Genomic DNA, 16,588 nt, shown 5'->3' with positions numbered 1-16,588 from the left:
GCGTTGGCGCCCGAGGTCGCACGAACTGCCGCGCCGCCGCTCCCCGAGCAGCTGTACGTGCGACCGCGACGCCCCGTGCACGGCGCGTTGCGCGACCTCGGCGTGCGGGCAGGCCGGCTGGCGACGGGCGGCGGCGGTGCGCTTCCCCTGACCCGAGCGGGATCGCGGGCGCCCGAGGTCGCACGAAGTGCCGCTCCGACGCTCCCCGAGCAGCTGAACGTGCGACCACGGCACCCCGCAGGCGGCGCGTTACGCGACCTCGGCGTGCGGGCAGGCCGGGTCGGCCCGGCAGCGGCACCGGCACCCGCAGCGGGTGCTAGGACGCCTCGGAGTCGGCGCGGAGCCGCATGCGCTGGCCGTCGATGTCGACGAGCTGCCGTTGCAGCTCGGCACGTCGGTCGGCCTGCTGGTGCGGGTCGGTCCGCTGGAGCTGCCCGAGCAGGGACGCCTTGCGGGCGAGCAGGTCGCGCTCGACCAGGGCCACGACGATGCTCCGGCAGTAGGCCGCCAGGTCCTCGTCGTTGCGCGCCGGGATCGGGGCGAGCGCGAGTTCGTGCGTCAGCGTCCGCAGCGGCGCCGGCACGTCGGCGAGCAGCCGGTCGAGCCAGTCCCCCGCGGTGATGACGTCCGAGTTGGCGACGACGGCGTCCCGCACGACGGCGAGCATCGGCGTCGAGAACGTGGCCGAGGCGGCGAGTCCGAGCAGCGGCGCCCCGACGGAGACCGGCTGCTGCACCATCGCCATGACGGCGTCGCGTTCCATCCGGCTGATGGGGTCGTTCGGCAGCGACCGGATCCCTGCGACCGGCTCGTCGACCGGGCCGGCCGCCTCGCCACCGTGACCGGGCCCACGGTCGTGCCCCGGGCCTCCGTTGCGGTCGTCCGTGCCGGACCCGGTGCGACGCCTGGCGGTCTCGACCGACCGACGGACCTCGGCCATCTCCATGCCGAGCCAGCCGGCGAGCTCGCGGACGTACCCCTGGGTGAGCGAGCGGTCGCGGATGCCGGCGAGCACCGGAGCCGCGGCGCGCAGGGCGCTGACGCGACCCTCGACGGTCTCGAGGTCGTGGCCGTCGAGCGTGCGACGGATCATGAACTCGAACATCGGCCGCTTGTTCGTGACGAGCCGACGGATCGCGTCGTCACCGCGGGCGAGCCGGAGGTCGCACGGGTCGAGCCCACCGGGGGCGACGGCGACGAAGGTCTGCGCGGCGAAGCGCTGCTCCTCGGCGAACGCGCGCGAGGCAGCGCGCTGCCCGGCCTCGTCCGGGTCGAAGGTGAACACGACCTCGCCGTTCGCGTTCGGGTCGGCCCCGGCCAGGTCGCCGAGCATCGGGCGGAGCACCTTGATGTGGTCGACGCCGAAGGACGTGCCGCACGTGGCCACCGCGGTGGTGACGCCGGCGACGTGGCACGCCATGACGTCGGTGTAGCCCTCGACGATGACGACCTGCTTCTGCTTCGCGATGTCGCGGCGGGCGAGGTCGAGTCCGTAGAGCACCTGGCTCTTGTGGTAGATCGGGGTCTCGGGCGTGTTGAGGTACTTCGGGCCCTTGTCGTCCTCGAGCAGGCGGCGCGCGCCGAACCCGATCGTCGCCCCGGTGACGTCGCGGATGGGCCACATCAGTCGCCCGCGGAACCGGTCGTACGGTGAGCGGTCGCCCTGGCTGACGAGCCCGGCGGACACGAGCTCCTCCATCGTGAAGCCCCGCCCCCGCAGGTGGTCCTTGAGCATGTCGAACGACTTCGGTGCGAAGCCGACGCCGAAGTGCTGGGCGGCCGAGGGGTCGAAGCCGCGCTCCCCCAGGAACCGACGGGCCGGTTCGGCGGCGGCCGTCGTGAGCTGGGAGGTGTAGTACTCGAGCGCCGCCTCGTTCGCGGCGATGAGCCGGGCGCGCGTGTTGTAGTCGGTGCGCGGCCCGTCGCCCTCTTCGTAGTGCAGCGTGAAGCCGATCTTCGCCGCCATGCGCTCGACCGCCTCGGCGAAGGTGGTGTGGTCCTGCGCCATGATGAAGCTGAAGACGTCGCCGTCCTCGCCGCAGCCGAAGCAGTGGTACCGACCGACCTGGGGCCGCACGTGGAACGAGGGCGACCGTTCGTCGTGGAAGGGGCAGAGGCCCTTCATCGACCCGACGCCGGCGTTCTTCAGCGTGACGTAGTCGCCGACGACGTCGGCGATGTTGACACGCGAGCGGACCTCGTCGATGTCGTTCCGCGCGATCCTGCCAGCCACCCCTCGATCCTAGTTCCTGGGACCGACCTCGGCCGACCGGCGTCGACAACGCCCGCACCGACGGACGCCGGGCCGAGACGACACCGCCCGCGCCGACGGGCCCAGCCCGCGCCGACGGACCCCAGCCCACGTCGACACCGCCCGTACCGACAGGCGCCGGCCCGCGTCGACACCGGTCCCGCCGACGGGCGCCGACGGCGGACCCCGACCGCTCACACCGGGATGTGGACGGTCTCCCGCTCCCCGACGACCAGCCGTCGGTGCCACGCGATCGCGCCCTGGTCGGTCAGGCTCGCCACCTGGTCGACCACGGCGCGGAGCCGTCCGGCGTCGTCACCGGCCGCTCGCCAGTCGGCGGCGAAGCCCGGCTCGAGTGCTGCGTCTCCCGAGACCGCCAGCGCGTCGAGGAGCTCGGTGAGCACCCGCCGCTGGTCCTCGTACACGGGCTGACGGTCGCCGTGGGTCATGACGAAGGCCGCGACGATGCCCTTGAGCACCGCGATCTCGCCGATGATCTCCGGCGGGGTGACGACCGACGCGGCGAACCGGACGAGCGACCCCGAGGCGTACGCGGCCCGCGTCGCCGCGGTCGCCGTCCGGGCGAAGCGGCCGATGAGCTGCGACGTCAGGTTCTTCAGGCGCGCGGCATCGCGACGGGATCCGTCGTACGCGGTCATCCAGAGCGGCAGCGCGCGCAGCCGGTCGAACGCCTCGAGCAGCTCGTCGCGGCTCAGGTCGTCGCCGACCCACGCGTGCATGGCGCTCACGATGTCGTTCTCGCCGACCCGGTCGCCCAGGGCGGCGACGTCGATGAACCCGGCGACGACGGCGTCCTCGAAGTCGTGCACCGAGTACGCGATGTCGTCGGACAGGTCCATGACCTGCGCCTCGATGCACCGCTGCCGGCGGGGTGCCCCGGCTCGGAGCCACGCGAAGGCGTCGTGGTCGTCGTCGTAGAAGCCGAACTTCGTCCGACCCGACGACGACTCCGACACGCCCTGCGAGGCCGGCCACGGGTACTTGCAACTGGCGTCGAGCGACGCGCGCGTCAGGTTGAGCCCGTAGGCCTGCCCGTCGTCGCCGTAGACCTTCGGCTCGAGCCGGGTGAGCAGCCGGAGGGTCTGTGCGTTGCCCTCGAAGCCGCCGATGCCGGCCGCCCACGCGTTGACGGCGGTCTCGCCGTTGTGGCCGAACGGCGGGTGGCCGATGTCGTGCGCCAGGCAGGCCGTGTCGACCACGTCGGGGTCGAGGCCGAGCGAGTCGGCGAGCTCGCGGCCGACCTGCGCGACCTCGAGCGAGTGCGTCAGCCGGTTGCGGGCGAAGTCGAGTCCGGCCGTCGGGCTGAGCACCTGGGTCTTGGCGGCCAGGCGCCGGAGCGCGCTGGAGTGCAGCAGCCGGGCACGGTCGCGTGCGAAGTCGGACCGGCGGTTGCCGTGCTGTTCGGGCAGCCAGCGCTCGGCGTCGGCCGGCCCGTACGAGGCGAAGGCGCTCATCCGCCGCTGTGGTGCAGCTCGGCGGCGGCGAGGACCTTGCGGAACTCGGCGTCGACGTCGCGGCTCTCGAGCCAGCGGTCGGGCAGGGCGGTGCGCTTCGGGTGTCCGGCACGGCCGCGGGGCCCCTCGGCGTCGGCGCCCGGGTACGGCGCGTCGTGGTCGAGCTGCCCGAGCAGGTCGTCGATCTCCTGCAGGCTCGAGGCCATCGCCAGGGCGGACCGGACGTCGCTGCCGATCGGGTACCCCTTGAAGTACCACGCCACGTGCTTGCGGACGTCGCGGCAGCCGTGCTCCTCGGACCCGAAGAACTCGACGAGCAGCTCGGCGTGCCGACGGAAGCCGACCGCGACCTCGCCCAGGGAGGGCATGTAGCGCAGCCCCTCGCCCCGGAACGCCGCGGCCAGGTCGCCGAACAGCCACGGACGGCCCAGGCAGCCGCGGCCGACGACCACGCCGTCGGCGCCGGTCTCCTGCACCATCCGGACGGCGTCGGCGGCGGACCAGATGTCGCCGTTGCCGAGGACCGGGATGTCGGTGACGGTCTCCTTCAGGGTCGCGATCGCCGACCAGTCCGCCTGCCCGGAGTAGTGCTCGTTCGCGGTGCGGGCGTGCAGCGAGACCGCGGCGACACCGGCGTCGCGCGCGATGCGGGCCGCGTCGAGGTAGGTCAGGTGGTCCTCGTCGATCCCCTTGCGCATCTTGACGGTGACCGGGACGTCACCGGCAGCGCGCACGGTCTTCGTGACGAGCTCCTTGAACAGCTCGGTCTTCCAGGGCAGGGCCGCGCCGCCGCCCTTGCGGGTGACCTTGGGCACCGGGCACCCGAAGTTCAGGTCGATGTGGTCGGCACGGTCCTCGCCCACCAGGATCGTGGCGGCCTCGGCCACGGTGTTCGGCTCGACGCCGTAGAGCTGGATCGACCGCGGGGTCTCGGACTCGTGGTGCTGGATGAGCTGCATCGACACGGGCGTGCGCTCGACGAGCGCGCGCGACGTGATCATCTCGCACACGTAGAGCCCGGCACCGTACTCGCGGCAGAGCCGGCGGTAGGCCATGTTCGTGATGCCCGCCATCGGCGCGAGCACGACCGGCACGTCGACCTCGATGGGGCCGATGCGCAGGGGCTTCGCCGGACGGGTCGCCGTCCCGGGTGCGTCAGTGATCGTCATACCTGTCCCATCTTCCCACGTCGGTGCTCGCCGGTAGCGTTCTCCACATGACGAGCGACGCCATCTCCCGGTTCGACGCCGACGCCCGGGCCCGCGGCCTGGCGGTCGAGGTCGTCGAGCGCCCCGCCGCCGACTCCCTGCACGGGGCGGCCGAACTGCTCGGCATCGAACCCGGCGACATCGTGAAGACCCTCGTCGTGAAGCGGCACGACGGCGGCTACCTGCTCGCGCTGGTGCCCGGCGGCCGCAGCATCGCCTGGAAGAAGCTCCGCACGGTCGTCGGCGTCAACAAGCTGTCGATGCCCGATGCCGTCACCGCGCTCCAGGCGTCCGGCTACGAACGCGGCACGATCACGCCGATCGGCGCCACGGGCGACCTGCCGGTGTACGCCGACGAGCGCGTCCTCGGCCGCCGGGTCGCCCTCGGAGCCGGACGCCACGGTGCGAGCGCCTTCGTCGACGCCGACGCCCTCGTCGCCGCCTACGGCGCGACGGTCGCCGACATCACCGACGAGGAACCGCAGCGCGGCTGATCCGTCCGGGCGCACGACCGGACGCGCCCCCGCACAGCCGTCGCGCCCCGCAGAACCGGGGCGCGTTGACCGCGTCGGGGCGCAGGTCCGAGCGTGCCGCCGCGTGGGCGTCCCGCCCGGCAGGGCCGCCGCACGGCGCCGCCCACACCGTCGCGCCCCTGTGCGGGCGTCGCGCCCGGCAGTACCGGGGCGCGACGCCCGCACAGGGGCGCAGTTCGGTGAGCGCAGGTCGGACCTCAGTCCGGCACCTCGGTCCAGTCACCCTCAGCGCCCGGCACGAAGCACGAGTCACCCTCGCAGACGGGCGCACCGCCCGGCGTCACGAGCGTGAGCAGTGCGGGCTGGGCGGCAGCTGTCGCACCGTCGATCGGGAGGCCCGGTGCGGCACCCACGGACACCGTCGCGCCCGTCACCGGGTCACCGCCGCGTCCGCGCTCGCGTCGTCCGCCGCACGCTCGGCCGCCGAGGCGACCTCGTCCGGGGTGGTCTCGCGCAGGGCGACCACCTGGTGGAGCACCTGTTCGAACGCCGTCGGGTCCTGGGCGCCCGAGACGCCGTACTTGCCGTCGATGACGAAGAACGGCACGCCGTTGATGCCGAAGGCCTGCGCCTGGGCCTGGTCGGCGCGGACGGCCGCGAGCTGCGCGTCGTCGCGCAGGGTGGCCAGGACCTCGTCGCGGTCGAGCCCGACCTCGGCGGCCAGGTCGGCCAGCGAGGACTCCTGCCCGACGTGCTCGCCGCGCTCGAAGTAGGCGGTGAACAGCCGCTCGACCATCTCGAGCTGCTTGCCGTGCTGCTTCGCGAGGTGGATGACCTGGTGCGCCTTCACCGTGTTGGTGTGGTGCATCGCCTCGAAGTCGTAGTCGAGTCCGACGCCGGCGGCGATCGCGCTGACCTGGTCGAGCATCTGCTGCGCCTGGTCGACGGGCATGCCCTTGTGCCCGGACAGGAACTCGGCCTCGGTCCCCTCGAAGTCGACGGGGGTGTCCGGGCTCAGCTCGAAGGAGTGGTACTCGACCTCGACGGGCCGCCCGTCCGACGAGGCGCCGAACGCGGCGACGCCGGCCTCGAACTTGCGCTTGCCGATGTAGCACCAGGGGCAGGCGATGTCCGACCAGACATCGACCTTCACGGAGTCGTTCATGCTCAGCCCAACGCGCGGCGTGCGGGCGCATTCCCGCCGCACAACCAAAATCACCTCGCGCCGCGGGATCGCGCGGTTCGAGGTGACTTTGGTTGTGCGAAGCGCATCTGCGCCGGGCCGCGCCGGCCCGCGGCGAACCGCTACGCGCCGAGCAGCCGCTGCGCCAGGTAGCCCTGCAGCTGGTCGAGCGAGACGCGCTCCTGGCCCATGGTGTCGCGCTCGCGCACGGTCACGGCCTTGTCCTCGAGCGTGTCGAAGTCGACCGTGATGCAGAACGGCGTGCCGATCTCGTCGTGGCGACGGTAGCGGCGACCGATGGCACCGGCGTCGTCGAAGTCCACGTTCCAGTTCTTGCGCAGGTCGTCGGCCAGGCCGCGGGCGACGGGCGAGAGCTGCTCGTTGCGCGACAGCGGCAGGACGGCGGCCTTGACGGGCGCCAGGCGCGGGTCGAGGCGCAGCACGGTGCGCTTGTCGACGCCGCCCTTCGCGTTGGGGGCCTCGTCCTCGTGGTACGAGTCGAGCAGGAACGCCATGAGCGCACGGGTCAGGCCGAACGACGGCTCGATGACGTACGGCACGTACTTCTCGTTAGCCGCCTGGTCGAAGAACCGCAGGTCCTGGCCGGACGACTCGATGTGGTTGTTGAGGTCGAAGTCGGTGCGGTTCGCGACGCCCATGAGCTCGCCCCACTCCGAACCGGTGAAGCCGAAGCGGTACTCGATGTCGGCGGTGGCGTCGGAGTAGTGCGCCCGCTCACCGTCCGGCACGTCGAAGCGGCGCAGGTTCTCCGGGTCGATGCCGAGGTCGGTGTAGAACGCGACCGAGTCGGTGATCCACTGCTCGTAGTGCTCGCCCGCCTCGGCCGGCGGCACGAAGTACTCGATCTCCATCTGCTCGAACTCGCGGGTGCGGAAGATGAAGTTGCCGGGCGTGATCTCGTTGCGGAACGCCTTGCCGACCTGGCCGATGCCGAACGGGGGCTTCATGCGGCTCGTCGTGACGACCTGCGCGAAGTCGACGAAGATGCCCTGGGCGGTCTCGGGGCGCAGGAAGTTCAGGCCTTCTTCCGACTCGACCGGGCCGAGGTAGGTCTTGAGCATCCCGGAGAACTCGCGGGGCTCGGTCCACTCGCCGCGGGTGCCGCAGTTCGGGCAGGCGATCTCGGCCATGCGGCCCTCGGGGTCGCGGCCCTTCTTCGCGACGAACGCCTCGATGAGGTGGTCCTCGCGGAAGCGGTGGTGGCAGTGCAGGCACTCCACCAGCGGGTCGGTGAAGGTCGCGACGTGCCCGGAGGCCTCCCACACCTTGCGGGGCAGGATGACCGCGGAGTCGAGGCCGACCATGTCACCGCGGCCACGGACGAACCGCTGCCACCACTGGCGCTTGATGTTCTCCTTGAGCTCGACACCGAGGGGCCCGTAGTCCCACGCGGAGCGGGAACCTCCGTAGATCTCGCCCGACTGGAAGACGAAGCCGCGGCGCTTGGCCAGGGCGATGACGCTGTCGAGACGGGAGGGCTGTGCCAAAGGGTGCTCCAGAGGTCGCCGAGCTGGGTGCTCGGTGCGGAAACGGTCCGGGCAAGACTACCGGCGTTCGTGGCCCGGGAGGCCCGCCCCGCGTCCGCCGACGCCCCTCACGCCGCCGACGTGGTCGCGCCCACCCCGGCCAGCGCGGCCGCCACGTCGGTCACGTCCGCCTCGTCGTTCCAGAGGTGGAACGCGATCCGCAGTCGCCCGGCTCGGCCCGAGGCCGTGAGCCCCGCGGCGGTGAGCGCCCGGAGGGCCGACCCGTCGGCGTCCGCGAACGTGACGATCGCCTGCCCGTCACCCTGCCGGGGTGACCCGAGGGTGTCGCACAGCCGGTCTGCGAGACCGGTGGCGTGCCTCCAGACCGACCGCTGGTCGAGCGCGACGGCGTGCTGCAACGCGGCCACCGCACCGGGCCACGCCTGCCAGGCCGGCGAGACGTCGAAGCGACGCGCGTCGTCGGCCAGGCGCATGGCTGGGCCGTAGCACGAGGACCACACGTCCTCGCCCGCGTACCAGCCGGCCTGGACCGGCCGGAGCCGCCCGAGCGCGGTGTCGGACAGCGTCATGAAGGCGACGCCGCGCGGGGCGCAGAGCCACTTGTAGGTGTGCGTCAGCGTCACGTCGAACGGTGCGGCGTCGACGGGCAGGACGCCGGCTGCCTGCGTGAGGTCGCAGAGGGTCAGGGCACCGACCCGCCGGGCGGCGGCGACCACCGGACCGGGGTCGGTGACCGCGCCGGTGGCGGACTGCACCGCGGACCACGCGACGAGGGCGGTGTCGGGACCGACGGACGCGGCGAGCCGGTCGAGCGGGACGTGCCGCACCCGGACGCCGCGGTGCGCCTGGGCGAGGAACGGGAAGACGACCGAGCTGAAGTCGCCGTCGGGCACGACCACCTCGGCGCCGTCCGGCAGCGCGTCGGCGACGACGGCCGCCATGACCGAGGTCTGCGAGCCGGTCGCGACCCGCTCCGCCGGGACGCCGACGAGGGCGGCGAAGAGCGCACGGCCCTGCTCGACCAGGGCGCCGTACCGGGCCGGCGACGTCTCGGCGCGGGACCACGCGTCGAGGTCGGCGCGCTGGGCGGCGAGCGTCGCGCGGGTCGGCAGTCCTGCGGTGCACGCCGCGAGGTAGCCGCGGCCGGCGGGGAAGGAGTCCATGCGGCCAGCGTCGCCGCTCGCACCCCATCACACCAGGGCCGATCTGTTGTGCCGGCGATAACATCACGTGATGGATGAGATCGATCCCCAGCTGCTCCGGGTCCTCCGCGCCGTGGCCGACGGTGGGTCGATCACCCGCGCCGCCGCGGCCCTCGGGTCGAGCCAGCCGGCCGTCAGCCAGCTGCTCGCCCGGGCCGAGCAGCGCCTCGGCCACACGCTCGTGCTGCGCTCCGGGCAGGACGGTCGCGGCGGGCGGGGTGCGTCGCTGACCGACGCCGGGCGGGTGCTCGCGGACCACGCCCTGCACGTGCAGGCCGCGCTGAGCGCCGCGCGCGAGGACCTCGACGCCGTCGGCGGGCTGAGCCGGGGCCGGGTGCGCCTGGCGGGGTTCCCGAGCGCCTCGTCGACCCTGGTGCCCGCCGTGCTCGCGGCGATGGCGTCGACCGCGCCGGGTGTGACGACCTCGTACGTCGAGGTCGAGCCGCCCGAGGCCCTCGAGCTCGTCCGGAGCGGCGAGGTCGACGTCGCCCTGACGTTCACCCACGTCGGCGACGACACCGGGACCGACCCGGCGCTGTGGTCCCGGGCGCTCGGCCGCGATCCCCTGGCGCTCGTCACCGCCCGGGACGCCACGGCACCGGAGCGCCGCGACGCGGCGGTCGACCTCGCCGCGTTCCGGGACGCCCGCTGGATCGGCGGGTGTCCGCGCTGCCGGGGGCACCTGCTCGCCTCGTGCGCCGCGTCGGGCTTCACGCCGGACATCGTGCTCGAGACCGACAACGCCGCCGCCGTGGTCGGCCTCGTCGCCGCGGGGCTCGGGGTGGCGCTGCTCCCCCGGCTCGCCCTCGTCACCACCGTCCTGCCGCCGCAGGTGCGGGTGGCCCCGGCGGACGACGAGCTCGCGCGCCGGGTCGAGGTCGTCGTGGCGCGCGGGGCCGACCGGGTGCCGAGCGTCTGGGCGACCCTGGAGGCCGTGCGGGCGTCGGCGCACCTGCTCGACGGACCGCTGCCCGGCTGAACGGGTCTCGGGCTCTCGGTGTCTCGGGATTCCGGGCTCGCGGACTCGTTCGCGCGCTCGGGCTGGGTCAGGCCGTCGGGGCGTCGACCGCGCCGCCGTAGCGACGGTCGCGGCGGGCGTACTCCTCGATCGCACTCCACAGGTCGGTGCGACGGAAGTCCGGCCAGAGCCGGTCGAGGAACACCATCTCGGCGTAGGCCGACTGCCAGAGCAGGAAGTTGCTGGTGCGCTGCTCCCCAGAACTGCGGAGGAACAGGTCGACGTCGGGCATCTCCGGCACGTACAGCCGCTTCGCCAGGGCCTTCTCGGTGACCTGGCTCGGCTTGAGCCGGCCCGCGGCGACGTCCTCGGCCATGCCCCGCACCGCGTCGACGATCTCGTTCCGGCCGCCGTAGTTGACGCACATCGTCAGCGTCAGCACGTCGTTGGCCGCGGTCATCCGCTCGGCGGTCTCGAGCTCGTCGATGACGCTCCGCCACAGGCGCGGACGCCGACCGGCCCACCGCACCTTGACACCCCACTCGTGCAGCTGGTCGCGCCGACGCCGGATGACGTCGCGGTTGAAGCCCATCAGGAAGCGGACCTCTTCCGGGGAACGCTTCCAGTTCTCCGTCGAGAACGCGTACGCAGAGATGTGCCGCACGCCGATCTGGATCCCACCCGCGACGACGTCGAGCAGCGACGCCTCGCCGGCCTTGTGCCCCTCGATGCGCGTCAGCCCGCGACCGTTCGCCCACCGACCGTTGCCGTCCATGACGATCGCCACGTGCTCGGGCACGAACCGGGCCGGGATCGCCGGGGGCGTCTCGCCGGTCCAGTCGACCGGGCGGAACGGTTCGGCGTCGGCGGGAGGGCGGGGGCTCATGCGGTGGGGGCCTTCGACAGCGGGATCGGGGTCGGGCACGGCGCCGGTGTCGAGGCCACCGCACGCGCCGTCGCCTCGGTTCCGCCGTGCGTCTGCGGCACCGGCAGCGGGTGCTCGGTGCGGTCGACGTGCGGCAGGGACCGGAGCGATCGTTCCAGGTGCCACTGGGCGTAGGCCGCGACCACGCCGGACGCCCGCGAACGCGTCCGCTCGTCGGTGGCGTCCACCGTCGCCCAGTCGCCGGCGAGCAGCGACCCGAGCACGCCGAGCGTCGCCGGGTCGAGCCGCGGCGTCCCGGGAGGCGCGGCGTGGTCCGCCACCACCCCGCCGAGCTGCACGACGAACGCCGAGTGCGGCCCCGGCTCACCCGTCACCGCGCAGTCGGCGAACGACGGCGCCCACCCCGCGATGCTCATCGCCCGCAACAGGTACGAGTCGAGCGTGGCGCTCGAGTGGTGCTCCCCGCGGGACAGCGACCGGAGGGCACCGACGAGCAAGAGGTACTGCTGCAACCCCGCGTCGGCCTCGCTCAACCGGTCGGCGGTCTCGACCATGGCACTGGCTGCCGTGTACGCGCCGTAGTCCGCGACGATCTGCGCGCCGTACGCCCCGAGCGACTCGGCCTGGGTGACGATGTCGAGCGAGCGCCCCTCGTAGAACTGCGCGTCGACGACCATGAACGGCTCGAGCCGGCTGCCGAACTTCGACGCGGTCCGCCGCACACCCTTCGCCACCGCACGGATCTTGCCGTGCTGCCGCGACAGCATCGTGACGATGCGGTCGGCCTCGCCGAGCTTGTGGGTGCGCAACACGACGCACTCGTCCCGGTACAGCGGCATGCCCCCAGTATCCCCCGCTCCCCCGACACCACCGCGCCTGGTACCGGGGCGGGTGCAGTTCCGCGCGTGGGAGGTCGTTCCGCGCACGGGAGGCTGATCCGCGCGTGGGAGGCACGAAGTTCCGTCCTCCCACGCGCGGAACTGCTTCCCATCGCAGGCGCCATGGGCAGGAACGACGGCGCGCCAGCGTCCACTCGCCCACAGCAGGAGGCGCGGTGCGGGACGGACCCGCACCGCGCCTCCTGGCAGGTGGACTCAGGCGGAGACGAGCTCCGGCGAGTCGGCCCCGGCTGCGGCACCCGCGCGCACCGCACGGTTCACCGCGGAGACGATCGCCTTGAGCGACGCCGTCGCGATGTCGGCGTCGATGCCCACACCCCACAGGCGCACCCCGTCGACGTCGAGCTCGACGTACGACGCAGCCTTCGCGTCACCGGAGGCGCTCATCGTGTGCTCCGAGTAGTCGTAGAGCGTGACCTGCACGCCCTGCTCGGCGAGCACCTTGAGGAAGGCGTCGATCGGGCCGGTGCCCACGGCGTCGGCCTCGACCGAGCCCTCGTCGACGCGGAGTGCCACGGAGAGCGAGGTCGTGCCGTCGAAGTCGCTCGACGTGGCCGTCTTGGTGAGCTCGTAGCGGCCCCACTTCTCGTCGTCGACCGCCGCGGGCAGGTACTCGTCCTGGAACACGTCCCAGATGCGCTGCGACGAGAACTCTCCGCCCTCGGTGTCGGTGTGCCGCTGGACGACACCGGAGAACTCGATCTGCAGCTTGCGCGGCAGGTCCAGGGCGTGGTCGGTCTTGAGCAGGTAGGCCACACCGCCCTTGCCGGACTGGGAGTTGACGCGGATGACGGCCTCGTACGACCGACCGATGTCCTTCGGGTCGACGGGCAGGTAGGGCACCGCCCACTCGATCTCGTCGATGTCCTTGCCCGCGGCGGCGGCCTTGGCCTTCATCGCCTCGAAGCCCTTGTTGATGGCGTCCTGGTGCGAGCCGCTGAACGCCGTGTAGACGAGGTCGCCCGCCCACGGCTGGCGCTCGGGCACCGGCAGCTGGTTGCAGTACTCGACGGTGCGCTTCACCTGGTCGATGTCCGCGAACGAGATCTCCGGGTCGATGCCCTGCGTGAACAGGTTCATGCCGAGCGCGACGAGGTCGACGTTGCCGGTGCGCTCACCGTTGCCGAACAGGCAGCCCTCGATGCGGTCGGCGCCGGCCATGTAGCCGAGCTCGGCGGCGGCGACGGCGGTGCCGCGGTCGTTGTGCGGGTGCAACGACAGGATGACGTCCTCGCGGTGGGCGAGGTTCCGCGACATCCACTCGATCGAGTCGGCGTACACGTTCGGCGTCGCCATCTCCACCGTCGCCGGCAGGTTGATGATGACCTTGCGCTCGGGCGTCGGCTCGAAGACCTCGAGGACGGCGTTGCAGATCTCCAGCGCGACCTCGAGCTCGGTGCCCGTGTAGGACTCCGGCGAGTACTCGTAGTAGACCGTCGTGTCGTGCTGCAGGGTCGCCTCGGCCGCCTTGCACAGTTTCGCGCCGGCGACGGCGATGTCGACGACACCCTGCACGTCGGTGCGGAAGACGACCTCGCGCTGCACGATGCTCGTCGAGTTGTACAGGTGGACGATGGCCTGCTTCGCGCCGTCGATCGCCTCGTACGTGCGTTGGATGAGGTGCTCGCGCGCCTGGGTCAGCACCTGGATCGTGACGTCGTCGGGGATCGCGCCCTCGTCGATGAGCGAGCGGACGAAGTCGAAGTCGGTCTGCGAGGCGCTCGGGAACCCGACCTCGATCTCCTTGTAGCCCATGCCGACGAGCAGGTCGAACATCGCGCGCTTGCGCTCGGCGTCCATCGGGTCGATGAGGGCCTGGTTGCCGTCACGCAGGTCGACCGCGCACCAGCGCGGCGCCGTGTCGATGCGCTTCGTCGGCCAGGTGCGGTCCGGCAGGTCCACGGCGATCTGCTCGTGGAACGGGACGTACTTGTGGATCGGCATCCCGGAGGGCTGCTGCGTGTTCTGCATCGTGCGTCGCTTTCGTCGTCAGGTGTGGGTCAGGCCACGACGGACTCCGCGACGAGGTGGGCCGTGTGTCAGGCCTCGTCGCGGCAGCGAAGGAGGAGGTGTGCCGAGTACATCGGGACCCACGGTAGCACTGGTGTACCAGTCTGTCGCAAGCGTGTGACGCCGGTACCGACGCCGACGGGCGCCGAGGCGTGCAGGGCTGGCGCGGTGCCGCCGTCCAGAGGTCACGACACGCCGCACGTGCGACGCCGAGGCGGCACGAAGTGTCGCTCGCGGGGCGGTCGGGCGACAGTTCGTGCACCCTCGACGGCGACGGCGCCCCACGACGGACAGGAGGCCCGGCGCACACCGGCACCGGGCCTCCTGTCCGTCACGCAGCGCGACCGGGGCGCGCGTCAGTCGACGGCGAGGGCCTCGGTCGGCGGGACGCGCATCGCGCGCCGCACCGGGGCGATCGTCGCGACCACGGCGAGCACGAGGGCCCCGACCACGACGATGCCGATCGTCAGCGGGGGCAGCACCGGCGTCACCGGGGTGCCGAGCGAGCCGAGCAGCGTCTGCCCGCCGACCCAGCCGTACACGGTGCCGAGCACCAGGCCGGTGACGACGGCGGCGACCACCATCTGGACGGCCTCGGTGACGATCATCCGGCGCACCTGGGCGCCGGTGAGTCCGAGGACCCGCAGCAGCCCGAGCTCCCGCCGGCGCTGCAGCACGCCGAGCGCGAGGGCGTTGACGACCCCGACGGCGGCGATCACGGCGGAGAACCCGACGACCACGCTGACGACGGCGTTCAGCTGCACGAAGAAGTCGTTCTGGGCCTGCAGCATGTCGGCGGTCGCCTGCCCGCTGTTCATGTCCTCGAGCTGGGCCTCGAGCACGTGCTGCATGATGCCGAGCGCCACGGCGAAGGTCACGAGCAGCGTGACGCCGATGACGAGCCCGATGGTCGCCCGCGAGGACCGCGCCGGCGCCCGCATCGCGTTCCGCCCGGCCAGCAGCACCACCGGGTCGTGCGAGCCGATCCGGCCGATGAGCTGCAGCACCGGGGGCATCACGATGGTCGCACCGACGGCGACACCGGCGAACGAGACGAACCCGCCGAGCGCGGCCGGCAGCACCGCCACGGGCGAACCGGCGCTGAGCGCCAGACCGAGGAGCACGAGTCCGGCTCCCCCGGCCATGAGCACGATCGCCCAGACCTTGCGCGCGGTGCCCGATCGGACGTCGTCATGGCTCGGTTCGACGCTCGACGACAGGGCCTCGAGCGGGGTGACGGTGAGCACGCGGCGCGATCCCGCGGCGAAGGCACCCCAGGTGGCGAGCACGACGGCCACGATCGGCAGCACGAGCTCCCACGGCACGAGCGTGTACTCGGTGTCCGGCAGGAAGCCGTTGCCGCGCAGCACCAGGACGAAGACCGCGGACAGCGCGGTGCCGACGACGGCTCCGGCGAGGCCGCCGATGATGCCGACGACCAACCCGGTCCGGGTGATCCGCGCCCGCAGGGTCGCCCCCGTCGCGCCGACGAGGCGCTGCAGGGCGATGATGCGGGTCTGCCCGGCGATCAGCGTCGCGCAGGTGTTCGCCGTGACGATCGCACCGACGTAGAGCGCGATGCCGAGGAACAACCAGCCCACCACCGACAGGATCGCCTCGACGGGGCCGAGGTCGGCGAGCCCGGCCGCGCCGAGGGCCTGCACGACGATCCCCGGCGCGATGACCAGGGCGGAGCCGAAGGTGGTGCCGAGGGCGGCCACCAGGATCGTCGGGGCGAAGGAGCGGACGCCGTTCACGCTGCGGCCTCCATCCCGAGCATCGTGGTGGAGATCGCGGCGGCGTCCATCGCGGAGCGGTCCGCGACGATGCGGCCGTCCGCCAGGAACAGGATGCGGTCGGCGTTGGCGGCGGCGACCGGGTCGTGGGTCACCATGACGACGCTCTGGCCCCACTCCTGCACGGCACCGCGCAGGATCGCGAGCACGTCCCGCCCGGTGCGGGAGTCGAGGGCACCCGTCGGTTCGTCCGCGACGACGACCGCGGGCCGCGAGGCGAGGGCCCGGGCGATGGCGACGCGCTGCTGCTGACCGCCCGACAGCTGGTGCGGCCGGTGCGACAGGCGGTTGCCGAGGCCGAGCATGTCGACCAGGCGGTCGATCCACGCGGTCTCGTCCGCCGAGGGCTTGTGGCCGCCGAGCAGGAACGGCAGCCGGATGTTCTCGCTGACGTCGAGCGTCGGCACGAGGTTGAACGACTGGAACACGAAGCCGAGTCGGCGCCGACGGAGTTCGGTGAGGTCCTTGTCGCCGAGACCGGTGATGTCGACCCCGTCGATCCGGATGCGGCCGGACGAGACGGCGTCGAGCCCGGCCGCGACGTGCATGAGCGTCGACTTGCCGGAACCGGACGGCCCCATCACCGCGGTGAACTCCCCCGCGCCGATGTCCACGCTGACGTCGTCGAGCGCCGTCACGCGACGCGAGGCGTCGCCGTAGTGCTTGGAAACGTGGTCGAGTCGGATGATCGGTTCGTGGCTGGTCATGCGTCAACGATGACGGTCGGGAGGCCCGCCCC

13 protein-coding genes are annotated in these 16,588 nt (G+C 72.6%); 2 read left to right on the top strand and 11 right to left on the bottom strand.

Annotated features, from left to right (window positions below):
• Positions 1-316 precede the first annotated feature (316 nt).
• The 3 genes from dnaG to dusB all read right to left on the bottom strand — a co-directional run bounded on the left by dnaG (position 317) and on the right by dusB (position 4,895).
• Positions 317-2,233, bottom strand: a complete 1,917-nt coding sequence (gene dnaG, locus DEI99_RS07575; RefSeq protein ID WP_111042429.1) for a DNA primase — start codon at positions 2,231-2,233, stop codon at positions 317-319.
• A 212-nt stretch (positions 2,234-2,445) separates the two neighbouring features.
• Positions 2,446-3,726 (bottom strand): deoxyguanosinetriphosphate triphosphohydrolase, encoded by a 1,281-nt coding sequence (locus DEI99_RS07570; protein ID WP_111042430.1) that lies wholly within the window; start codon positions 3,724-3,726, stop codon positions 2,446-2,448.
• On the bottom strand, positions 3,723-4,895 hold the full coding sequence (gene dusB / locus DEI99_RS07565) for a tRNA dihydrouridine synthase DusB (protein WP_111042431.1): 1,173 nt from the start codon (positions 4,893-4,895) through the stop codon (positions 3,723-3,725). Before dusB ends, DEI99_RS07570 begins: the two co-directional genes overlap by 4 nt.
• A 47-nt stretch (positions 4,896-4,942) precedes the next feature.
• Here dusB and DEI99_RS07560 point away from each other — a divergent pair, with 47 nt between their 5' ends.
• Positions 4,943-5,428, top strand: a complete 486-nt coding sequence (locus DEI99_RS07560; protein WP_111042432.1) for an aminoacyl-tRNA deacylase — start codon at positions 4,943-4,945, stop codon at positions 5,426-5,428.
• Positions 5,429-5,837: 409 nt separating this feature from the next.
• Here the strand turns inward: DEI99_RS07560 and DEI99_RS07555 are convergent, their stop codons facing one another.
• The 3 genes from DEI99_RS07555 to DEI99_RS07545 all read right to left on the bottom strand — a co-directional run bounded on the left by DEI99_RS07555 (position 5,838) and on the right by DEI99_RS07545 (position 9,261).
• Complete coding sequence (locus DEI99_RS07555) at positions 5,838-6,572, bottom strand: DsbA family oxidoreductase (RefSeq protein WP_071254711.1); 735 nt, start codon at positions 6,570-6,572, stop codon at positions 5,838-5,840.
• Between the two features lie 140 nt (positions 6,573-6,712).
• A complete protein-coding gene (locus tag DEI99_RS07550) occupies positions 6,713-8,098 on the bottom strand; it encodes a glycine--tRNA ligase (RefSeq protein WP_111042433.1) in 1,386 nt (461 codons plus the stop codon).
• 107 nt (positions 8,099-8,205) lie between these two features.
• Entirely contained in the window at positions 8,206-9,261 is a 1,056-nt protein-coding gene (locus tag DEI99_RS07545; RefSeq protein ID WP_111042434.1) for an aminotransferase class V-fold PLP-dependent enzyme, read from the bottom strand.
• A gap of 70 nt (positions 9,262-9,331) precedes the next feature.
• Here DEI99_RS07545 and DEI99_RS07540 point away from each other — a divergent pair, with 70 nt between their 5' ends.
• Complete coding sequence (locus DEI99_RS07540) at positions 9,332-10,279, top strand: LysR family transcriptional regulator (RefSeq protein ID WP_111042435.1); 948 nt, start codon at positions 9,332-9,334, stop codon at positions 10,277-10,279.
• Between the two features lie 67 nt (positions 10,280-10,346).
• Here DEI99_RS07540 and DEI99_RS07535 read toward each other — a convergent pair whose 3' ends face one another.
• From DEI99_RS07535 to DEI99_RS07515, 5 genes are all read right to left on the bottom strand, one after another.
• Entirely contained in the window at positions 10,347-11,144 is a 798-nt protein-coding gene (locus tag DEI99_RS07535; protein WP_071297285.1) for an isoprenyl transferase, read from the bottom strand.
• Positions 11,141-11,983 (bottom strand): DNA repair protein RecO, encoded by an 843-nt coding sequence (gene recO / locus DEI99_RS07530; protein ID WP_284180985.1) that lies wholly within the window; start codon positions 11,981-11,983, stop codon positions 11,141-11,143. Before recO ends, DEI99_RS07535 begins: the two co-directional genes overlap by 4 nt.
• Before the next feature lie 255 nt (positions 11,984-12,238).
• Positions 12,239-14,014: a 2-isopropylmalate synthase gene (gene leuA, locus DEI99_RS07525; protein WP_111042785.1), complete on the bottom strand. Its 1,776-nt coding sequence runs from the start codon at positions 14,012-14,014 to the stop codon at positions 12,239-12,241.
• Between the two features lie 395 nt (positions 14,015-14,409).
• Entirely contained in the window at positions 14,410-15,810 is a 1,401-nt protein-coding gene (locus DEI99_RS07520; protein WP_111042784.1) for an ABC transporter permease, read from the bottom strand.
• Entirely contained in the window at positions 15,807-16,556 is a 750-nt protein-coding gene (locus DEI99_RS07515) for an ABC transporter ATP-binding protein (RefSeq protein WP_071254686.1), read from the bottom strand. The genes DEI99_RS07520 and DEI99_RS07515 overlap by 4 nt, the downstream gene beginning before the upstream one ends.
• Positions 16,557-16,588 lie beyond the last annotated feature (32 nt).

The sequence above is a fragment of the Curtobacterium sp. MCLR17_036 genome (genome assembly GCF_003234445.2).
Taxonomy (GTDB): Bacteria; Actinomycetota; Actinomycetes; order Actinomycetales; family Microbacteriaceae; genus Curtobacterium.
The sequence above is the reverse complement of the archived record's forward strand: the minus strand, read 5'-3'. Positions and strand labels throughout refer to the sequence as shown.

Bases quoted from the DNA above. Each gene is read 5' to 3' on its own strand.
- DEI99_RS07560 (WP_111042432.1), top strand. From the start codon at position 4,943: ATGACGAGCGACGCCATCTCCCGGTTCGACGCCGACGCCCGGGCCCGC.
- DEI99_RS07545 (WP_111042434.1), bottom strand. From the start codon at position 9,261: ATGGACTCCTTCCCCGCCGGCCGCGGCTACCTCGCGGCGTGCACCGCA.
- DEI99_RS07535 (WP_071297285.1), bottom strand. From the start codon at position 11,144: ATGAGCCCCCGCCCTCCCGCCGACGCCGAACCGTTCCGCCCGGTCGAC.
- leuA (WP_111042785.1), bottom strand. From the start codon at position 14,014: ATGCAGAACACGCAGCAGCCCTCCGGGATGCCGATCCACAAGTACGTC.
- recO (WP_284180985.1), bottom strand. From the start codon at position 11,983: ATGCCGCTGTACCGGGACGAGTGCGTCGTGTTGCGCACCCACAAGCTC.
- dusB (WP_111042431.1), bottom strand. From the start codon at position 4,895: ATGACGATCACTGACGCACCCGGGACGGCGACCCGTCCGGCGAAGCCC.
- DEI99_RS07540 (WP_111042435.1), top strand. From the start codon at position 9,332: ATGGATGAGATCGATCCCCAGCTGCTCCGGGTCCTCCGCGCCGTGGCC.
- DEI99_RS07570 (WP_111042430.1), bottom strand. From the start codon at position 3,726: ATGAGCGCCTTCGCCTCGTACGGGCCGGCCGACGCCGAGCGCTGGCTG.
- DEI99_RS07555 (WP_071254711.1), bottom strand. From the start codon at position 6,572: ATGAACGACTCCGTGAAGGTCGATGTCTGGTCGGACATCGCCTGCCCC.
- DEI99_RS07515 (WP_071254686.1), bottom strand. From the start codon at position 16,556: ATGACCAGCCACGAACCGATCATCCGACTCGACCACGTTTCCAAGCAC.